The sequence below is a fragment of the Oceanobacillus jeddahensis genome, from assembly GCF_000750635.1.
GTDB classification, from domain to species: domain Bacteria; phylum Bacillota; class Bacilli; order Bacillales; family Amphibacillaceae; genus Oceanobacillus; species Oceanobacillus jeddahense.
Genome location: NZ_CCDM010000001.1, coordinates 1,454,170 through 1,473,193 on the forward strand (window position 1 = coordinate 1,454,170; position 19,024 = coordinate 1,473,193).

A 19,024-nucleotide genomic window follows, 5' to 3' on the forward strand; every position below is an offset into this window, starting at 1 on the left:
CAGATGCCGCTATCCCCGGAGCTCCTCGCTCAAGCTTTATCCGGTAAACGATTACTGGAAGAAGAAATCCCAATCCCTCAAACATGCTTTCAGGTACTCTGTTCCACAAAACAAGTCATCCCAATCCCTGCAATAGAAAAGAAAAAAGGATCTGCCCAATGTATTCGCTGTGGGAATACAGCCTTGCATTATTTTTCCGAATATCCCTGTGGAATATGTCAGAAAATCCATTTATATTGCCGGAATTGTATCCAAATGGGAAGAATCAGCGAATGCAAGCCGTTGTATATATGGAATGGCGCAAAAGCACGCTGGCCGGAGCATGTTAATCCGTTAACCTGGGAAGGACAATTAACAACGGCTCAAAGTAATGCTGCGGCGCACCTGGAGCAAGCCGTTAACGAAAAAATTCCGTCCTATCTGTGCTGGGCCGTCGCCGGCGCCGGTAAAACAGAAATGCTGTTCCCGGCAATTACTGCGGCATTGAAGCGCGGGGACCGTGTTGCATTAGCTTCTCCCCGTGTCGATGTTATCCGGGAGTTACTCCCCAGAATGAACCAGGCCTTTCAAAACATATCCATAGAAGCTCTTTATGGAGGAAGTGAGCATCGTACGGGTAAATCACAATTGATTTTAGCGACCACGCATCAATTAATGCGTTATTACCAGGCGTTTGATGTATTGATTATTGATGAGGTGGATGCTTTTCCTTATTATTTAGATAAAAGTCTGATGTACGCTGCCAAGCAAGCTGTTAAGAAGCAGGCTACAACGTTATACCTCACCGCGACCCCTCGTAAAAATTTTAGACTGCAAATGAAGCTTGGAAAATTGCCCCATGTTTTTGTACCCTTACGTTATCATGGACATTCTTTACCTGTTCCAACATTTACATTTTCCTTTTACCTTACCAGCCGGCTCGCAAATAAAAAACTTCCCAAAGCCTTGTTAAAATGGCTTATTCAAAGAGAAAATCCGAAGCGGCAGCTGCTTCTTTTTGTACCGGAAATCGCCATGGCTAAAGAATTAAAGGAAGTTATTTCTAATGCCTTGCTTGCAGCAAAGGCGATTGCAGCTCCGGAAGAACTGGAAGTTGTTTTTGCGGCAGACCAGAATAGAGAAGAAAAAATCAACCAATTCCGGGAGAAGAAATTACATGCCTTAATGACGACAACGATTTTGGAAAGGGGAGTGACCTTTCCTTCTGTAGATGTTGCTGTGTTATCGGCTGGACATGAAGTATTTAATGAAGCAGCACTGGTTCAAATTGCCGGACGTGCTGGAAGAAGTGCAGATGATCCTTCAGGAGAGGTGATTTTTTTCCATGATGGGAAAACAGATGCCATGGAAAAAGCCAGGCAAATGATTTTAGAAATGAATGCAAGGGGGAGAAAACGTTGAATGTTTGTTTATACTGCTACAAACAGTTAGAAAAGCCCTTAACCTGGTCAAATTGGCTGACAGTAGAAAAAAGTCCGGTGTTATGTTCATCCTGTGCGGATAAATTAGAAATCATTTCAGGAGAAAGATGTGAGGGATGCAGCCGGGAATGGAGCGGGAAAATGTGTTTGGATTGTCAACAATGGAGAGAGCTGGGGGACAACATTGAAAAGAATTATTCTATTTTCCGTTATAATGACTCGATACGCGAAATGATTTCGCAATGGAAATTTCGGGGAGATTATATATTAAGGGAAATCTTCCGAAGCGACTTAAAAAAAGCTTTCGAAACACAATTCGCAGAGAAGCATTCTGCGATAGCAATTGTACCGGTTCCATTAAGTGAAAAAAGAATGCAAGAGCGTGGGTTTAATCAGTCGCAGGCTCTTGCAGAAATGCTGGATACACCTGTAAAGCAAGTGCTAGCCAGGAGAAGCGGTGAAAAGCAGGCCATTAATGATCGTAAAACACGTTTAAAAAGAGATAATCCCTTTTACATCACAGAGCCATTACATCAGACTGCTCTGATTGTGGACGATATTTATACAACAGGCACAACAGTACGGCAGGCAGCGCAGCAGCTAAAGCTTCACGGCTGTCCAGCTGTGTATGCTTTAACGGTAGCAAGAAGTTAGAAGAGCAGATTTAAATCAGATAAAAATAGGACCACTCCCATAACGGGTAAGTCATTTGTTATAATAAACTTAGTGTAAACATAAAATAAATCTTTTTTACTATTAACAAAAGCTGCGATAGTGACGATGATAGAAATAGGCAGAAGCATTCCATGAAAATATCATAAAATGAAATATTCCTTCCTGGCAATACGTAAAGCAGAGAGGAGAAACGTCAATGGGAGAACTGGCAAACTGCGAACGTTGTAACCGTGTGTTTGTGAAGCAATTTAGAGAAATATGTAACGAGTGTTATAAAAAAGAAGAAGAAGATTTTAGAACGGTATATAACTTTTTAAGAAAACGGGAAAATAGGATGGCTACAATTGGGCAGATTGTAGAAGCGACAGCTGTGGATGAAAGTCTTCTTCATAAATTTATCCGTGAAAAAAGACTTCAACCTTCCAACTTCCCAAATTTATCTTATCCTTGTGAAAGGTGTCAGCGGCCGATTACAGAAGGCAGTCTATGCACCTCATGTCAAACAGAGTTAAAGGAAGATCTGGTGCAGCATGATGCAGTGGAGTCCATTCAAGAAAAAGTATCCAAAGAAGAGAGAGAAACAACGTATTATGCAAAAGGGGAATGGAAACAGGATGAATAGATCATGATCAAACAAAACAAATTACGCATTACTGGAAGGGGTGCAGAAAATGAAAATACATGGACCAAATCCAACCAATTTTAACCCATACAAGCAAGTATTTAAGGATAAGCAGGCGGCAGAGTCTGCAGCTTCCAAGAAAGACAGTATTGAAATATCCAATGAAGCGAAGAAGCTGCAGAAGCAGGAACAGCCCAATGAAGCACGTGCAGCGTATGTGAATGAAATAAAGCAGAAGATCGAGAACAATCAATATGAAATAAATTACGACAAGGTTGCCCGGAAGATGCATGATTTTTGGACTGGCAAGTAAGGCAACACAGTCGAAGGAGGAAAATGTGTGAGTATGAAGCTGATTCACGCAATAAATGATTTAACGGCAACGCATAAACATCTGCTTGGATTATCAAAACAAAAAACAGAAGCATTAACAAATAATAAATTAGACGAATTTCAGGCATTACTTTTAGAAGAACAGAAGCTGATTCGTCAGCTGGAAAAGCAAGAGAAGAAAAGACAGGAAGTCGTCGAAGCGTGGAATGAAGAGCAGGAATATTCGGTGGACTCCTTGACCATTACAGAGATTCTTCAACGATTGGATGGAGAAGAACAGAAAATGGCAGAAGATGCAGCGATTACGCTGACGAATACGATTACGGAATTAAAAAGGCAGGAACAATTAAACAAAGCATTACTGGAAGAATCAATGAAGTTTGTACAGCTTTCAATGGAATTGGTTAATCCGTCCATAAAATCGATGAATTACGGAGCAGCCTCTTCAGATAAGCTGTCGGGCCGTTCTTTGTTTGATTCGAAAGCGTAGAAAAGGAGAGAGGACGCAATGAGCACGTTTCGAGGATTAGAAATGTCACGTCAAGCACTGAGTACACAGCAAAGTGCTTTATATACAACCGGCCATAATATTTCCAACGCTAATACACCTGGATACTCCAGACAACGCGTTAATATGCAAGCGATGAATGCTTATCCATCACCGGGAATGAACAGCCCGCAACTTCCCGGTCAATTGGGGACTGGAGTAGAGGCCGGCTCGGTTCAGCGTATCCGTAACCAATTTTTAGATACACAATTCCGTTCAGAGAATGCTTCTGTAGGCTATTGGGCTCAACGGACAGAGGCCCTTTCAAGAATGGAAAACCTATTAAATGAGCCGAGTGATTCAGGCATCGAATCGGCTATAAGTGATTTTTGGAGTGCGTTGAAAGGAGCAGCTACCAATCCGGAGCAAAATGGGGAGCGTGCGGTTATATTAAGTAGAGGAGAAGCGCTGGCAGATACGTTCAATCATCTGTCGTCTTCAATGAACACGATTCGATCCGATTTACAAACGGAAACAGAGAATACCATTGATCAAGCAAACAGCATGATTGAAAACTTGAGAGATATTAATTCCCAGATTAAGAAGCTCGAAACACATGGCTATAGTGCCAATGATTTATATGATAAACGTGATAATATTTTAGATGATTTATCAGAAATTGTGAATATCGATGTGACGTATAATAAAGACCACATTCCTGATGGGAAGCAGGGAGACGGTGTCGCGACGGTAAATATCATTATTGAAGAAGGTGAACCAGTAAATATTGTTAATGGGGTAACAGGAGACATTGCAAAAATAGAGAAGCCTACATACACAGACCCTGATGAATATAATGGAATGAAATTCTTTGAAAGCATCTCTGTAGGCGATGTGGATATTACTTCTTCTAAGGGAACCCTACAAAGTTATGTGCATGCCTCTGGCTATGTAGAAGATGGAGAGATAAAAGGAGATTTTCCAGAAGTGCTTGAAAAACTGGATAATATGGCATATGCGATTGTATCCAGCTTCAATGAACTTCATCAAGATGGTGATTCCGGGTTGCCGTTTTTTGAAGAATTATCGGGGGCCCCTGGGGCTGCCGGAAAAATGGCAGTTGCACTAAAAGATCATTCTGATGTTAATGTGTCAAAGGATGGAAATGCAGGAAATGGCGACTTGGCAGATGATTTAGCTGCTATTTTTACAAGTGTCAATGACGAACTAGATGGGGTTTCTGTGAATGGTTATCTGGAATCACTCATTGGTGAAGTGGGGGTTAACGCTAGTCATGCTAATACAATGCTAGAGAGCACCGCAACTTTACAACATCAGGTGAATAATCAGCGTCAATCGATCAGCGCTGTTTCTTTAGATGAAGAAATGACAAATATGATTAAATTCCAGCATGCTTATAATGCTGCTGCCCGCGGTATGACAGCGATGGATGAATTAATAGATACCGTTATCAACCGAATGGGACTAGTAGGAAGGTAGGTTAGAAAAATGCGTGTAACTCAAAGTATGCTTTCTAATAACTTATTACGTAATTTAACACATAACAGTACACAAATGAATAAATACATGGATCAGTTGTACACTGGGAAAAAAATATCCAAACCTTCTGATGATCCAATGGTTGCGATGAAGGGGGTTTCGTATCGTTCTGAGTTAGCAAGAATTGAACAATTTGAACGAAATACGTCGGAAACAAATAGCAGGCTGGAGAATACGGATGCTGCTATTGATCAGGCGAACCATGCGATGCAACGATTAAAAGAGTTAGCAGTAAAGGCGAGTAATGGTCCCAATAGTAGTGATGAATATCAGAGTATTATAGAAGAAGCAAAGCAATTGCAGGAGCATCTTGTGGATATTGCGAACACAAGTGTGAATGGAAAATATATTTTTAATGGAACCAACTCAGATATAGCACCAGTAACTATAGATGAAAATGGTGAAGTGGCTGCCAATTTTACCGATGATGATGTGCTGATTGAAGTTTCAAGTGGCGTCACTGTAAAAACAAATATGAATGGGTCTACTGTTTTTGGTGAAGATGGTGAACTATTTAATACAGTGGGTAAATTCATTGAGAATCTGGAAATGGAAGAAAATATTGAGGAGAGTATTGGTGAATTAGATACTTCCATTGAAGGTATTTTAGATTCACGTGCAGAAATTGGAGCTCGTATGAACCGCGTAGAGCTTGTTGAAAACCGCTTAGCTGACCAAAAAATCGTAACAACTAAGACGTTATCTGACAATGAAGATGTTGACTTTGCGGAGGCAATTACAAATCTGATTACGCAAGAGAGCTTGCATCGGGCTGCACTTTCAGCAGGTTCCCGGATTATTCAGCCTTCTTTAGTTGACTTTTTACGATAATAATAAAACGTACCTGTTCTATTTTAGAGTGTCCGATATAATTTCGGCTTTAAGTGTTCGTTCACGTAAAAGTTATATTTTCTTATCGATCAAACACCCTGCCCATTATTTTGTTTGGAGCGGGGTGTTTTTAACAAAAGCGATGGAGAGGGAATAAAGATGGAGATTCCACAAATTAGAATGCATTCACAGCAGGCAAAAATACAAATACAAACAGAACCGGCACAATTACATATATCACAGCCACCTGGTGATTTAACGATCAGACAACCCAATGCAGAAATTTCCATGCATACAAGACAAGGAAAACTAACCATTGATCAGAGTCAAGCATGGGAGGATATGAATTTATTAAGCGCAAAAAAAAGTATCGCCAGAAATGCACAGGCTGGAGAACAGGCAGCTATGCAAGGTATTGCTAGAAGAGCACGTCAAGGGAATGCATTCATGCGAATTGAAAATAGAACAGATCCTATCAAGACACAAGCGATAGAAAATGCGTTTTCCGAGCAAAAACGATTGGGACTTGCATTTATACCTTCTACCTTTGCTGTCAAGACTTCCTATGAACCGGCAGAATTAGATATTCAAGTTCAAACACATCAGCCGATAATCGAAGGAAGAGTCAATAGTCCAATCATGCAATATACACCTGGAAGCATAGAAACCTCTCTCGCTCAGCGTCCAGAGTTAACAATAGAAGTAGTCAATACAAAAATATAAGGAGTGTGCACCATGAAGATGACATCTGCATACTTAGGTGAAATCGAAGTTGATGAATCAAAAATAATTACATTTCCATCCGGAATCCCCGGATTTTCAGAGTCCAAACAATTTGTGTTGCTGGAATTTCCTGATAATCAGATGTTTCATATTTTACAATCGGTGGATGATACGCAATTAGCTTTTATCATTACCGATCCTTATTATCTGTATCAGGATTATGTATTTGAACTGGAGCCCTCTACCATTGAACTCTTAAATATACAAGACCGCAACGATGTGGCTATCTACACGATTGTCACTGTAAATAAACCTTTTACGGACAGTACCATTAACCTGAAAGCGCCTATTGTGATCCACGTCAAAGAGAATTTGGCAAAACAGGTCGTCCTTCAAACAGATGATTATTCTTCTAGAATGCCAATTAACCGACCTTCTCGTGAAAAGGAGGAAAAATAATGCTTGTACTTTCCAGAAAAAGAAATGAAGCGATTCAAATAGGTGACGATATTGAGGTAGAAGTCATTGCGATTGAAGGAGATCAAGTCAAGTTGGGTATTCGTGCTCCAAAGTCTGTAGATATCTATCGACAGGAAATTTATGTAGATATTAAAAATCAAAATAATCAGGCAGCACAGATTGATCAAAATCTCTTTGATTTCTTAAAAGGTGAGAAACTGTAATTTAATAGTATCCAGTTTTTGGTCGGGAATTATTTATTCTTTCTTAAACTATGGAGATAAAGTTAGTAATAATGTTTTTAAATATTGCTTTTACCCCTTTATATTTTTCGAAAGAAGCCGATATAAAAGATAAACAGTAAGGAGTTGTGTAACCTAATGGTTGTAAATAAAACTGGAGTTCAGGATACTTCATTTATCCCTCATCCCATTAAGGCTGTTACATCATCCGCTGCGATATCATCTGAAGCAAACGAAAAAGAAACAGCGAAGACAGAAGAGAACAAAGCAGTGAGCAAAGCACAAGTAGAGCAAGTTATTGAAAAAATGAATGGCTTTTTAGAGCCAATCCGAAGAAATGTAAAGTTTGAAATGCACGATAAATTAGAAAAATATTATGTTACTGTTGTTGATGCAGATAAAGATGAAGTTATACGTGAAATTCCTCCAAAGAAATTGTTAGATATGTATGCAGAAATGGCCGATTTTATGGGCCTGTTAATCAATAAAAAGATATAGAGGTGAATAAACATGCGAATCGGCGGATTGGCAAGTGGAATTGATACGGAATCCATGATTAGAGATTTAATGAATGCAGAGAGAATGCCGCTTGATAAATTACATCAAGATCGAACAAAATTAGAATGGAAACGAGATGCTTTTCGAGATGTGAATAAAATGTTGGCCGATTTTGATACAAATATGATTTTTAATATGAAAATGAGTGCTACTTTTAATACGAAAATTATTTCCTCCACACAGGAAGATGCGGTTGTTGCCACAGGGAATAGTGGCTCGAATAGCGGGACGTACCGGATTAATGTAAGTCAATTGGCTAGCTCTGCGATTAATGTTGGAGAAGATGGAGTAGATTTTGCTACGGATCAGACTTTAAACGAAGCAGGAATTACTGGTTCTATTTCATTTAGAACATATGGAAAAGATAGTTCATATGGGGAAGACGGTAATAATTACAGAGATCATGTATATGAAATACGAGAGGATGATAAACTGTCTGATGTTATCAGACGAATTAATGACGATGCGAACAGTCCAGTTCGTATGACTTATGATGAAAATTCAAATAAAGTTATTTTAGAAGCGACACGAACAGGAGTATATAATGAAGGTGGAGCGGAAATTGATTTTGGCTCTGATGAAAGTGGCTTTTTTAATAGTTTAGGCCTCGATATGGAAACTGAACAAGGTGCTCAAAACGCTATATTCACCTATAATGGCGCTTATACAGTAAATACCCAGGACAATCATTATCAGCTTAATGGCGTCACCTTCCAATTTTTAAATGAGACGGAAGGCGAGGCAACTTTGAACGTAGCCAACGATATTGACCATACCGTTGATAAAATTAAAGAATTTATCGAAGCCTATAATGAAATTGTTGATACAATAAACGGGTCTCAACGTGAAGAGGTTTTTCGTGATTATCCACCGTTAACAGATGAACAGAAATCAGATATGTCTGAGCGTGAAATTGAATTATGGGAAGAAAAAGCAAAAAGTGGAATGCTCCGAGGGGAATCGTTCCTATCTACTGGATTATCCAATATGCGTCAAAGTTGGTATGGAACCGTTCAAAATGATGGAGCATTTACTTCATTAACGGAACTTGGTATTGAAACGACAGCTGACTATATGGACGGTGGGAAACTAGTTATCAAGGATGAATCAAAACTTCGTGATGCGCTTGCCGAAGACCCAGAAAGTGTAGAAAAGCTTTTTTCGAACAGTTCAGAAGGAGAGGGCAGAGGAATAATCGATCGTCTGGAAGATGCTGTAGAGGGGACAATTAGTCAAATTAACCGGCGTGCTGGAAGATCAACGGATGTTTCTCTGGATGGTTATGCACTAGGAAAGCGCATGGAGGACATTAATAGCCGGATTGAGACGTTTGAACGTCGTTTAGAAACTGTAGAAGCGCGGTATTGGAATCAATTTTCAGAGATGGAGCGTGCCATTTCCATGATGAATCAGCAATCTGAAATGCTGATGTCGAATTTTGGTTCTGGAATGGTATAATAATAAAGAGAGGGTGGACCTGATATGAGCAGTAATAAAGCATATCAAACCTATCAAAACAACGCTGTCAATACAGCATCAGGCGGCGAACTGACGTTGATGCTCTACAACGGCTGTATTAAATTTATAAAACAAGCAATGAAAGAGATAGAAAATAAAGATTTTGCAGCAAAAAATACGAATATCCAAAAAGCACAGAAAATCATTAATGAGCTCATGGTAACGCTGGATATGAAAATGGATATTTCTCATCAAATGATGCCTTTATACGACTATATGCATAATCTGCTAACTGAAGCGAATATAAAAAATGATACGGAAAAATTAGAAGAAGCACTTGGCTACGCAGAAGAATTTCGCGATGTTTGGAAGCAGGTCATTTTAAAGGACCGTCAGCAGAAATATAGTCAAGGTGCTACCATCTGATGAACCGTATCGTACCTATCTACCAACTAACAGAAAGCATGTTGCAGCTATTATCGCAGGAGATTGATTCGCATAATCGTGAAGAGGTAATTGATATATTTCAAAAAAAAATGGAAGAAAGAGGTCAGCTGCTGGAAGCAATAGCCCCTCCATATACACAGGATGAAGACAAGCTTGGTAAAGCAGTTGTCCAAATGAATCAAGACATTGAGCAAAAAATTAAATATATATTTTTTGCACTAAAGAATGAGATGAAACAGGTGCAGCAGCAAAAGAAATCCACAACAAGCTATTCGAATCCATATAAGAATATACAAAGCATGGATGGCATGTTCTTAGATCAAAAAAAATAGGGGCTTGGTTTCTAAAAAAGGTAGTCAGTATTTTGAAAATGCTGATTATCTTTTTGCACGTTAAGAAAGCAAAAACCCTTTTAAGCTCCCTTTGCCGAATCCCACATTTTCTTTATGGTAGATTAACTTTCCTTATATATAATAGAATGTAAAGTACCTTGTCAGCTGATTCGAATTTTGTCAAAAAAATTATCCATTATAATCCCTGCATATAAGGGATTTAAGTAATGAAATAGAAAACGTTTACGAAAAATAATGGTTTAGACAAGAGAAGTTTGTGAAATAGTGCTATAATATAAATATAAAAGTAAAGAAGGAGGACACTTACATGAAGTTTAATATTAGAGGCGAAAATATTGAGGTTACAAACGCTATTCGAGAGTATGTTGAGAAGAAGATCAGCAAATTGGAAAGATACTTTGATTCCGCTCCGACTAGCGATGTGCATGTAAATCTAAGTGTCTATAATGATGAGCAGCGCATTGAGGTCACTATCCCAATGACAAATCTCTTACTGCGGGCAGAGGTACAGCATATTGACTTATATGCAGCAGTTGACTTGGCCGTAGATAAATTAGAAAGACAAATTCGAAAACATAAAACGAAAATTAATCGTAAATTTAGACAAAATGGTGCTCCTAAGCATGCTTTTGCTGAATTAGAAAAAGAAGCAAAACAAGCATCTGAAGAAAGTGAAAATCAAATAGAACTTGTACGTACAAAACGTTTTAATTTAAAACCAATGGATTCTGAAGAAGCTATCTTGCAAATGGACATGCTGGGACATAGTTTCTTCGTATTTACAAATGATCAATCTGGAGAAACCAATGTGGTTTATAAACGCCGCGATGGGAAATATGGTTTAATTGAGCCACATGTTTAAATTTTAATAGAAAAATATATTAAGAGATATAAGAGAGTATGCTGCTTCAAACTTTTGAGGCAGCATACTATTTTTATTCATGAAGGTGTGAGCAATGATGCACTCTACAAGTTTTGGCAGTAAGAAAGTTTAAACTTTCTTACTGCATAAGTGTAACTAACTAAGATTGTCACCTAAAGGCTTGGTGGCAACCAAGATTTCTAACATGTTGCATGGTAGCAAGGGGATAGACATACAGTGGATTCGATAAAATACACATGCATTAATGGATTTTGTCGAAAAAAACATTATATTTCATTTTTTCCTTTTATTCTTAAAATGAAAATCGGTTTTTATATACTGAAAATTCGATTTACTGTTGGAGGAAATCAAATTTTGGCGATTTAAAAATGAATTTTGCTGATTCGTGGAAAAAGAAAGAACGTGGTATAAATAAATTAAGAATGAAAAGGAGGTAGTCTCATGCAGTATAGGAATCAGCGATTGTTAAATGAATTGGAACAACGGGTGAAACAGCAAGAGCAAACGATCCAGCAACTATTACGTTTTGTAGCCAACCTCAATAGAAATGTTGCACACCTATCCTCTGAACAAAAAGAAAAATTATAATAGTAGTATAACTATCATTTGTACTACTCTTCGTAAAACTCCCTCGCAATACTGCCTCATTTAGGACTGGAATAGTTGTTTCAGTTCTTTTTTTCTGTATCAGGGAGAACAGTGTCACTAACTCAACCTTTACACTTAAGAATAAGTATATATATCTTGCTGTTTCAGGAATATCGTGTTCTTCATTATTGTGCTTGCTTTTGGTTAAATATTCGGCCATTTTGGAATTGGTGATTGTGCATAGCGCCGCTCCGTCCAACCACTCCGCTTTAATAGGATTCTACTGCGAATGAAAGAGATAACATCCTGTTGGGTTGGACGAAATAGCAGCTTTTGCCTGAACAACCAATCATGGCAGCATGGATAGTTAACATCAGGAATAGCTTTCATGCACAGAAAATAAACTTGGCGGAACATTTTACCATGCAGCATAAAAAATATATTCTATCTGATCGAACATAAATTTGGCGAGCTATTTTCCACGTATAGAACACCTTACCAGCGGAGGCGGACCGTTTTGACTCCTGTGAGATCAGCACGCTCTTCAGCTTCTATTCTTTGTCAAGGAAGTTATCAAAAGAACAATCAACTCCTGTCTCTAAGGATAGACCAAGCTAAATAATTTCTGTCAAAGTCTGCGGTTGATAAAGCAAGTTCATTTTGTACTAGTCAGGATCTTTTGCAGAGAACCAATTATTTGAAAACTTAAAGGACACATTGACAGAATGGGAGCGGACAATGTAAGTTGTCATAACGGTTTAGGAAGTGTTATGATTACTTATATTGACCATTGTCTATATAACATGATAAATTGAACAACTATGATATTATAACTAGTAAACAATGGTGAAAAATATATATGAATTACACGATAACGTGTGATGCGATAGATTAGCAATAAAAGTTTCAATTAACTGAGGAGCGTTCATTATGGCAGGATTTTTAACAAAGATTTTTGGTGATGGAAATCAAAAACAAGTGAAGCGTATCGAAAAACAGGTGGACAAAATTGAAGCATTAGAGCCTGAAATAGAGAAGCTTTCGGATAACGAATTACAGATGAAAACAGATGAATTTAAAGAACGGATTGCAAATGGAGAGAAATTGGACGACCTTCTTGTGGAAACATATGCGGTTGTCCGTGAAGCTTCAAAACGTGTGCTGGGGATGCGCCCGTTTCGTACACAACTAGTAGGGGCAGTAGCTCTGCATAATGGAAATATATCTGAAATGAAAACAGGGGAAGGTAAAACGTTGGCTTCAACAATGCCAGCGTATCTTAATGCGCTTTCTGGTGAAGGCGTGCATATTATTACGGTTAATGATTATTTAGCAGACCGTGATGCGAAAGAAAATGGAGAGCTGTTTGCCTTTTTAGGCTTAACAGTCGGTTTAAACCATAATGGTCTCCCTAAGGAAGATAAGCGTAAAGCGTATCAAGCAGACATCACATACGGAACAAATAATGAATTTGGTTTTGATTATTTAAGAGATAATATGGTGTTGTATAAAGAGCAGATGGTACAACGTCCATTGAATTATGCCATTATCGATGAGGTGGACTCGATTTTAATTGATGAAGCCCGTACCCCATTGATTATTTCTGGATCAGCCAAAAAATCTGCATCACTTTATCAGCAGGCAGACCGGTTTGTACGTACATTGCAGCAAGAAACAGATTATACTTTTGATGAAAAATCAAAGGCAGTACAATTGACGGAACAAGGAATTGATAAAGCAGAGAAATTTTTCAGTATTGAAAACTTATTTGATTTATCCCATGTTTCCTTGACCCACCATATCAATCAGGCTTTAAAAGCACATGTATCGATGCATAAAGATACAGATTACATGGTAGAAGAAGGCGAAGTCATTATTATTGACCAGTTTACTGGACGTAAAATGAAGGGCCGCCGATATAGTGACGGTTTGCACCAGGCTATTGAAGCAAAGGAAAATTTACAGATTCAAAATGAAAGTATGACCCTTGCTTCGATTACTTTCCAAAACTATTTCCGGATGTATAAAAAGCTATCCGGTATGACAGGTACAGCTAAAACAGAGGAAGAAGAGTTCAGAAGCATCTATAATATGGATGTTATAGCGATTCCTACGAATCAACCAGTTCAAAGAGATGATCGGGCAGACCAAATTTATAAAACAATGGAAGGTAAATTTAAATCTGTTGTAGATAATATTAAAGAGCGTCATGAAACTGGTCAGCCTGTATTGGTTGGTACGGTAGCGGTAGAAACTTCCGAACTGATTTCACAGATGTTAAAACGGGCGGGAGTAAAGCATGAAGTATTAAATGCGAAAAACCACTTTCGTGAAGCTGAAATTATCGAAAGTGCCGGTCAAAAAGGTGCTGTAACGATTGCAACCAATATGGCTGGACGCGGTACAGACATCAAGCTGGGTGATGGTGTCAAAGAGCTGGGCGGTTTGGCCGTAGTCGGTACAGAACGACATGAATCACGCCGGATTGATAATCAGCTCCGTGGTCGTTCAGGACGTCAAGGAGATCCTGGTATATCCCAATTCTTCTTATCCATGGAAGATGAGCTTATGCGTCGCTTTGGGTCAGATAATTTAAGAAACATGATGGAAAGACTTGGCATGGATGATACGCAGCCAATTGAAAGCAAAATGGTTTCCCGTGCAGTTGAATCAGCTCAAAAACGAGTCGAAGGAAATAACTACGATGCCCGTAAAACAGTTCTGTCCTATGATGATGTACTTCGCGAGCAACGTGAGATTATTTATAAGCAACGTTTCGATGTCATTGATTCGGACGGCAACTTGCGTGAGATTATTATAAATATGATTCAATCTACTGTAGAAAGAATTGTCGCAACACATACGCAGGATAATGATGAAGACAATTGGAATTTAGATGCTATTGTTGAATATGTGGAAGGTAATTTATTAAACCAAGGCGATGTTACAAAGTCTGAGTTCAAGGATAAAGAAGCAGATGAAATAACAGACGTTATCATGGAAAAAGTGAACCGCCGTTATGATGCGAAAGAGGAAGAACTTACACCTGAGCAATTTGCTGAGTTTGAAAAAGTTATTTTATTACGTACCGTAGATACGAAATGGATGGATCATATTGATCAAATGGATCAGCTGCGCCAAGGTATTCATTTACGTGCATATGGACAGAACGATCCATTGCGTGAATATCAAATGGAAGGCTTCACTATGTTTGAAGATATGATTGCAAGCATTGAAGAAGAAGTATCCAGATACGTTATGAAGGCACAAATTCAGGACAATTTACAGCGGCAGGAAGTTGTAAAAAATACTCAAGCTGTTTCCGGCGGTGGAGAAGGCCAAAAGAAAAAATCAAGAAAACCGGTTGTGAAAAACAATACGGTAGGACGAAACGATCCATGTCCATGCGGCAGCGGGAAAAAATATAAAAATTGCCATGGGAAATAATAATTTGAATGGACCAGTCTTTATTCATTTTTAAGATGAATAAAGACAAAAGGCGGTCGATTCTTAACCCACCTTGGTAAGGAAAAGTTTTATTAGGAGGAATCAGTTGATGGAATTAAGCGAAATCAAACAAGAACTGGAAAAAATAACTTCACGTGTTGAAGAATTCAGGGGGTCTCTTTGACCTCGAACAGAAGAAAGCGCGGATTGCTGAACTAGAAGCAATGATGGCGGATCCTTCCTTTTGGGATGATCAGAATCAAGCGCAAACGGTTATTCAGGAATCGAATGGATTAAAGAGTTATGTTGATTCTTTTGAAGAAATCGAAGAAACATTAGATAATCTGGAAGTTTCTTATGAGCTGGTTAAAGAGGAAAATGACCAAGAGTTATTTGAAGACCTGCAGTCAGAGCTGAAAGATTTTAAAGAAAAAGTAAATAAATTTGAATTACAACTCTTATTGAGCGAACCTTATGATGCGAATAATGCTATTTTAGAGCTGCATCCAGGGGCAGGTGGTACAGAATCACAAGACTGGGCAAGTATGCTGTTGCGGATGTATCAACGCTGGGCGGAGAGTCATTCATTTTCTGTAGAGACGATTGACTATCTCCCCGGAGATGAAGCCGGTGTGAAAAGTGTGACGCTATTAATTAAAGGGCATAATGTCTATGGATATTTAAAAGCGGAAAAAGGAGTTCATCGTCTTGTCCGGATCTCTCCTTTTGATTCGTCAGGGAGAAGGCATACATCCTTTGTATCCTGTGATGTAACTCCAGAGTTAAGTGATGATGTTGATATTGATGTAAAAACGGAAGATTTAAAAATAGATACGTATCGTGCTAGCGGTGCTGGTGGACAGCATGTTAATACAACAGATTCAGCTGTCCGGATTACGCATCTACCTACGAATATCATCGTTACCTGTCAAAATGAACGTTCACAGATCAAAAACCGGGAACAAGCGATGAAAATGCTAAAGTCAAAGCTATACCAATTAGAAATCGAAAAGCAGCAACAAGAATTAGCTGAAATTCGCGGTGAACAAATGGAAATCGGCTGGGGAAGCCAGATTCGTTCTTATGTTTTCCACCCGTACTCCATGGTGAAGGATCATCGGACAGATGTAGAAACAGGGAATACTCAAGCTGTTATGGACGGCGCTTTAGATATGTTTATTGACGGTTATCTCCGTTCGCAAATGAAATAGAGTAGAGTAAAAATGTCCTTTTTTGTTCAAAATGATCTATGTAGAAGGAAACTTGAGCGGATATACTAATAGTAGCAATTAGTAAGGAGGGTGCAGACGATGAAAAAAGGGTTAGCCGCCCTGTTCTTAGGTATGATTTTCATTCTTGGAGCTTGCGGTAATGCAGACGATAGCAGCAATGGGTCGGAGGAAGAAAAACTGGAAGCTGGTGAGGAAGTGTATCGAGATAACTGCCTTGCTTGTCATGGTGCTGATCTTTCTGGAAATGGCGGTCCGGAGCTGATTGATATCGGATCGAAATATTCTCAGGAGCAAATTGAGGATATCGTTCAAGAAGGTATTGACAGCATGCCGCCACAAACGCAAGTAGAAGGAGAAGACTTAGAAGAGTTATCTTCCTGGTTGATCGAACAATAGTAATTGATGACAGACGTTTGCTTTATCGTGAATGTCTGTCATCTCTTCTTATGTTATTTAGAATTAGTGTTTTCAAAGCAGCGATATTTACTTTCGGATAGGTTTATTTTCATAGTACTTTTTCTCTGAGGTATACATACGAATTTAGCTTTATGTGTTAAACATCAGGCAGAAATAATCGCCAAATTAACTTTCTTCATGAAATACGCTCTACTCCCCCGACCTTCAGATCATTCCAAAAATGATTACTTTATATGAAACTTCTTTTTCCCGTTAGCTTTAAAAACAAAACATTTTCAAATCGTAAAAGTAAAAATTTGTCGATGATAAGGTGATCTGCGGATCCGTTTCATGGCAAGCTTGATCGGTCTTTATTTCTGATTATTACAAGAGTTGTCGAATTGAAATAAAAATGTAATACGATTTTTTCATCATAAAATACAGAGAGATGTTATAATTATTTTTGGTCGTTTAAATCTATTTAAATGAATTCTAATAACATGAAAAAGATAGAGATAAAAAAATAATCGAAGTATAAATAGATAAGTACTGCGAAATATGTATTTTTTTGGCAGTGCATTAGACATATAACAGTAGCGGTTAATGACAAAAATGGAAATAATTTATTAATAGGTGGTCATGAAATGATAACAATGGAGAATGTATCCAAAACATATAGTAATGGTGTGACAGCACTGAACGATATTAATATACATATCGATCGTGGTGAATTTGTTTATCTTGTCGGGCCAAGTGGTGCTGGTAAATCGTCATTTATTCGTTTGATTTACCGTGAAGCAAAGCCGACAAAAGGTAAAATAGTTATTAATGGACGAGAATTAAGTAAAATAAAGGAAAGACATATCCCTTACTTACGACGTGATATAGGGGTAGTTTTTCAGGATTTTAAACTTCTACAAAAATTGACAGTCTATGAAAATGTAGCGTTTGCTTTAGAAGTAATCGAAACATCGCCAAAAAGTATTAAACGCAGAGTTGCAGAAGTTTTGCAGCTTGTTGGATTAGAGGATAAAGCAAAAATGCTCCCAAATGAATTATCAGGTGGAGAACAGCAGCGTGTAGCAATTGCGCGGGCTATTGTAAATAATCCTAAGGTTGTAATTGCTGATGAACCGACAGGAAACCTGGACCCGGATACTTCATGGGGAATTATGGAAGTTTTGGAAGATGTTAATTCAAAAGGTACAACTGTTATCATGGCAACTCACAGTAAACATATTGTTAATACAATTAAACGCCGTGTCATTGCAATTGAAGATGGAAATGTTGTACGAGATCAACAGCGGGGTGACTACGGTTATGAAGTTTAGAACATTGTTAAGACATCTACGTGAAGGTATGAAGAACATATTCCGGAATGGCTGGATGACCTTTGCTTCCATTGCAGCAGTAACGACGACTTTAATTCTTGTTGCCGTATTTTTAGCTCTTGTTCTGAACCTTGATCAGATGGCAAGAAATATCGAGCAGGATGTGCAAATCAGTACGTTAATTGATTTGACAGCAGAAGAGGATGAAATTGTCGAACTGGGTGAAGAAATAGAACAAATAGATGGTGTTGCAGAGGTTCAATTCTCTTCTAATGATAATGAATTAGAAAGTTTAATTGATAGTATGGGAGACGAAGGACAAGCATGGATCATGCTTGAGCAGGATAATCCACTGAACCACGTATATATAGTGGAAGCTGCTGTTCCAGAGGAAACAGAGGCTGTAGCTGATCAAATCAGTGAATTAGACAGCGTAGAAGATGTATTATATGGACAAGAAGTTGTTGAACGACTTTTCCAATTTACGAATTATGCAAGAGCAATCGGGCTAGTGTTAATCGTAGCACTTGTATTTACAGCTATATTCTTAATTTCAAATACAATCAAGATAACCATTATCGCGAGAAGTACCGAAATTGGTATTCAGAAATTAGTAGGAGCAACGAATTCCTTTATTCGCTGGCCATTCTTTGTAGAAGGAGCATTATTAGGAATACTAGGTTCCATCACCCCTATAGCGGTTATCGTGGGAGGTTACTATTATATTTATCATAATTTACCATCTATAATGGAAAATTTCCGATTTATAGACCTCTTGCCATTTAATCCATTTGCATGGCAACTATCAGGAATGGTCCTTCTGATAGGAGCAGTAATTGGAGTATGGGGAAGTGTAATGAGTGTACGTAAATTCTTGAAAGTCTAAAGTGAAATCTTATAGCCAGTTATACTGTGATTAAAAAATAGATAAAGATTATTTTCCATACGTTGGAACAAATAAGAAAACTCGCATTTGCT

21 protein-coding genes are annotated in these 19,024 nt (G+C 38.3%); all 21 read left to right on the plus strand.

From position 1 onward, the window contains the following. The first annotated feature begins 255 nt into the window (after positions 1-255). A complete protein-coding gene (locus BN986_RS06335; protein ID WP_244444950.1) occupies positions 256-1,401 on the plus strand; it encodes an ATP-dependent helicase ComFA in 1,146 nt (381 codons plus the stop codon). Then, positions 1,398-2,075: a ComF family protein gene (locus BN986_RS06340; protein WP_040978805.1), complete on the plus strand. Its 678-nt coding sequence runs from the start codon at positions 1,398-1,400 to the stop codon at positions 2,073-2,075. The genes BN986_RS06335 and BN986_RS06340 overlap by 4 nt, the downstream gene beginning before the upstream one ends. 217 nt (positions 2,076-2,292) lie before the next feature. Beyond that, complete coding sequence (locus BN986_RS06345; protein WP_040978806.1) at positions 2,293-2,718, plus strand: TIGR03826 family flagellar region protein; 426 nt, start codon at positions 2,293-2,295, stop codon at positions 2,716-2,718. Between the two features lie 49 nt (positions 2,719-2,767). Further along, positions 2,768-3,031: a flagellar biosynthesis anti-sigma factor FlgM gene (flgM, locus tag BN986_RS06350; RefSeq protein ID WP_040978807.1), complete on the plus strand. Its 264-nt coding sequence runs from the start codon at positions 2,768-2,770 to the stop codon at positions 3,029-3,031. Positions 3,032-3,064: 33 nt separating this feature from the next. Next, positions 3,065-3,541 carry a flagellar protein FlgN gene (locus BN986_RS06355; RefSeq protein ID WP_244444969.1) on the plus strand — a complete coding sequence of 159 codons (477 nt, stop codon included), beginning with the start codon at positions 3,065-3,067 and terminating at the stop codon, positions 3,539-3,541. Between the two features lie 18 nt (positions 3,542-3,559). Further along, a complete protein-coding gene (gene flgK / locus BN986_RS06360) occupies positions 3,560-5,038 on the plus strand; it encodes a flagellar hook-associated protein FlgK (RefSeq protein WP_040978809.1) in 1,479 nt (492 codons plus the stop codon). Positions 5,039-5,047: 9 nt separating this feature from the next. Next, the gene (gene flgL, locus BN986_RS06365; protein ID WP_040978810.1) at positions 5,048-5,929 is read left to right on the plus strand and encodes a flagellar hook-associated protein FlgL; all 882 of its coding nucleotides are present in this window, start codon (positions 5,048-5,050) and stop codon (positions 5,927-5,929) included. 159 nt (positions 5,930-6,088) lie between these two features. Further along, the gene (locus BN986_RS06370) at positions 6,089-6,652 is read left to right on the plus strand and encodes a DUF6470 family protein (protein ID WP_040978812.1); all 564 of its coding nucleotides are present in this window, start codon (positions 6,089-6,091) and stop codon (positions 6,650-6,652) included. A gap of 12 nt (positions 6,653-6,664) precedes the next feature. Further along, a complete protein-coding gene (fliW, locus tag BN986_RS06375; protein ID WP_040978815.1) occupies positions 6,665-7,111 on the plus strand; it encodes a flagellar assembly protein FliW in 447 nt (148 codons plus the stop codon). Next, the gene (gene csrA / locus BN986_RS06380) at positions 7,111-7,335 is read left to right on the plus strand and encodes a carbon storage regulator CsrA (protein WP_040978816.1); all 225 of its coding nucleotides are present in this window, start codon (positions 7,111-7,113) and stop codon (positions 7,333-7,335) included. The genes fliW and csrA overlap by 1 nt, the downstream gene beginning before the upstream one ends. A 156-nt stretch (positions 7,336-7,491) precedes the next feature. After that, on the plus strand, positions 7,492-7,851 hold the full coding sequence (gene flaG, locus BN986_RS06385) for a flagellar protein FlaG (RefSeq protein ID WP_040978817.1): 360 nt from the start codon (positions 7,492-7,494) through the stop codon (positions 7,849-7,851). Between the two features lie 12 nt (positions 7,852-7,863). After that, positions 7,864-9,369 carry a flagellar filament capping protein FliD gene (fliD, locus tag BN986_RS06390; protein ID WP_040978819.1) on the plus strand — a complete coding sequence of 502 codons (1,506 nt, stop codon included), beginning with the start codon at positions 7,864-7,866 and terminating at the stop codon, positions 9,367-9,369. Positions 9,370-9,393: 24 nt separating this feature from the next. Then, positions 9,394-9,795, plus strand: coding sequence for a flagellar export chaperone FliS (fliS, locus tag BN986_RS06395; RefSeq protein WP_040978820.1), 402 nt, complete (start codon positions 9,394-9,396; stop codon positions 9,793-9,795). Then, the gene (fliT, locus tag BN986_RS06400) at positions 9,795-10,148 is read left to right on the plus strand and encodes a flagellar protein FliT (RefSeq protein WP_040978821.1); all 354 of its coding nucleotides are present in this window, start codon (positions 9,795-9,797) and stop codon (positions 10,146-10,148) included. Before fliS ends, fliT begins: the two co-directional genes overlap by 1 nt. Positions 10,149-10,476: 328 nt before the next feature. Then, entirely contained in the window at positions 10,477-11,031 is a 555-nt protein-coding gene (hpf, locus tag BN986_RS06405; protein ID WP_040978822.1) for a ribosome hibernation-promoting factor, HPF/YfiA family, read from the plus strand. 462 nt (positions 11,032-11,493) lie between these two features. Continuing rightward, a complete protein-coding gene (locus tag BN986_RS26915; RefSeq protein WP_157037065.1) occupies positions 11,494-11,640 on the plus strand; it encodes a hypothetical protein in 147 nt (48 codons plus the stop codon). Positions 11,641-12,570: 930 nt separating this feature from the next. Next, positions 12,571-15,087, plus strand: coding sequence for a preprotein translocase subunit SecA (gene secA / locus BN986_RS06410; RefSeq protein WP_040978824.1), 2,517 nt, complete (start codon positions 12,571-12,573; stop codon positions 15,085-15,087). Between the two features lie 109 nt (positions 15,088-15,196). Next, a protein-coding gene (gene prfB, locus BN986_RS06415) for a peptide chain release factor 2 (RefSeq protein WP_148417072.1) occupies positions 15,197-16,298 on the plus strand; the annotation gives its coding sequence in 2 pieces (ribosomal slippage) (positions 15,197-15,268 and positions 15,270-16,298; 1,101 coding nt in all). A 99-nt stretch (positions 16,299-16,397) separates the two neighbouring features. After that, the gene (locus BN986_RS06420; RefSeq protein WP_040978825.1) at positions 16,398-16,715 is read left to right on the plus strand and encodes a c-type cytochrome; all 318 of its coding nucleotides are present in this window, start codon (positions 16,398-16,400) and stop codon (positions 16,713-16,715) included. 644 nt (positions 16,716-17,359) lie between these two features. Then, positions 17,360-18,046 (plus strand): cell division ATP-binding protein FtsE, encoded by a 687-nt coding sequence (gene ftsE, locus BN986_RS06425; protein WP_040978826.1) that lies wholly within the window; start codon positions 17,360-17,362, stop codon positions 18,044-18,046. After that, positions 18,036-18,932, plus strand: coding sequence for a permease-like cell division protein FtsX (gene ftsX, locus BN986_RS06430; RefSeq protein ID WP_040978828.1), 897 nt, complete (start codon positions 18,036-18,038; stop codon positions 18,930-18,932). Before ftsE ends, ftsX begins: the two co-directional genes overlap by 11 nt. The last annotated feature ends 92 nt before the right edge of the window (positions 18,933-19,024 follow it).

What these genes read in the sequence shown, in the direction of transcription:
- BN986_RS06335 (WP_244444950.1), top strand. Translation starts at nt 256, where the DNA reads ATGGGAAGAATCAGCGAATGCAAGCCGTTGTATATATGGAATGGCGCA.
- BN986_RS06345 (WP_040978806.1), top strand. Translation starts at nt 2,293, where the DNA reads ATGGGAGAACTGGCAAACTGCGAACGTTGTAACCGTGTGTTTGTGAAG.
- flgM (WP_040978807.1), top strand. Translation starts at nt 2,768, where the DNA reads ATGAAAATACATGGACCAAATCCAACCAATTTTAACCCATACAAGCAA.
- BN986_RS06355 (WP_244444969.1), top strand. Translation starts at nt 3,065, where the DNA reads ATGAAGCTGATTCACGCAATAAATGATTTAACGGCAACGCATAAACAT.
- flgK (WP_040978809.1), top strand. Translation starts at nt 3,560, where the DNA reads ATGAGCACGTTTCGAGGATTAGAAATGTCACGTCAAGCACTGAGTACA.
- flgL (WP_040978810.1), top strand. Translation starts at nt 5,048, where the DNA reads ATGCGTGTAACTCAAAGTATGCTTTCTAATAACTTATTACGTAATTTA.
- BN986_RS06370 (WP_040978812.1), top strand. Translation starts at nt 6,089, where the DNA reads ATGGAGATTCCACAAATTAGAATGCATTCACAGCAGGCAAAAATACAA.
- fliW (WP_040978815.1), top strand. Translation starts at nt 6,665, where the DNA reads ATGAAGATGACATCTGCATACTTAGGTGAAATCGAAGTTGATGAATCA.
- csrA (WP_040978816.1), top strand. Translation starts at nt 7,111, where the DNA reads ATGCTTGTACTTTCCAGAAAAAGAAATGAAGCGATTCAAATAGGTGAC.
- flaG (WP_040978817.1), top strand. Translation starts at nt 7,492, where the DNA reads ATGGTTGTAAATAAAACTGGAGTTCAGGATACTTCATTTATCCCTCAT.
- fliD (WP_040978819.1), top strand. Translation starts at nt 7,864, where the DNA reads ATGCGAATCGGCGGATTGGCAAGTGGAATTGATACGGAATCCATGATT.
- fliS (WP_040978820.1), top strand. Translation starts at nt 9,394, where the DNA reads ATGAGCAGTAATAAAGCATATCAAACCTATCAAAACAACGCTGTCAAT.
- fliT (WP_040978821.1), top strand. Translation starts at nt 9,795, where the DNA reads ATGAACCGTATCGTACCTATCTACCAACTAACAGAAAGCATGTTGCAG.
- hpf (WP_040978822.1), top strand. Translation starts at nt 10,477, where the DNA reads ATGAAGTTTAATATTAGAGGCGAAAATATTGAGGTTACAAACGCTATT.
- BN986_RS26915 (WP_157037065.1), top strand. Translation starts at nt 11,494, where the DNA reads ATGCAGTATAGGAATCAGCGATTGTTAAATGAATTGGAACAACGGGTG.
- secA (WP_040978824.1), top strand. Translation starts at nt 12,571, where the DNA reads ATGGCAGGATTTTTAACAAAGATTTTTGGTGATGGAAATCAAAAACAA.
- BN986_RS06420 (WP_040978825.1), top strand. Translation starts at nt 16,398, where the DNA reads ATGAAAAAAGGGTTAGCCGCCCTGTTCTTAGGTATGATTTTCATTCTT.
- ftsE (WP_040978826.1), top strand. Translation starts at nt 17,360, where the DNA reads ATGATAACAATGGAGAATGTATCCAAAACATATAGTAATGGTGTGACA.
- ftsX (WP_040978828.1), top strand. Translation starts at nt 18,036, where the DNA reads ATGAAGTTTAGAACATTGTTAAGACATCTACGTGAAGGTATGAAGAAC.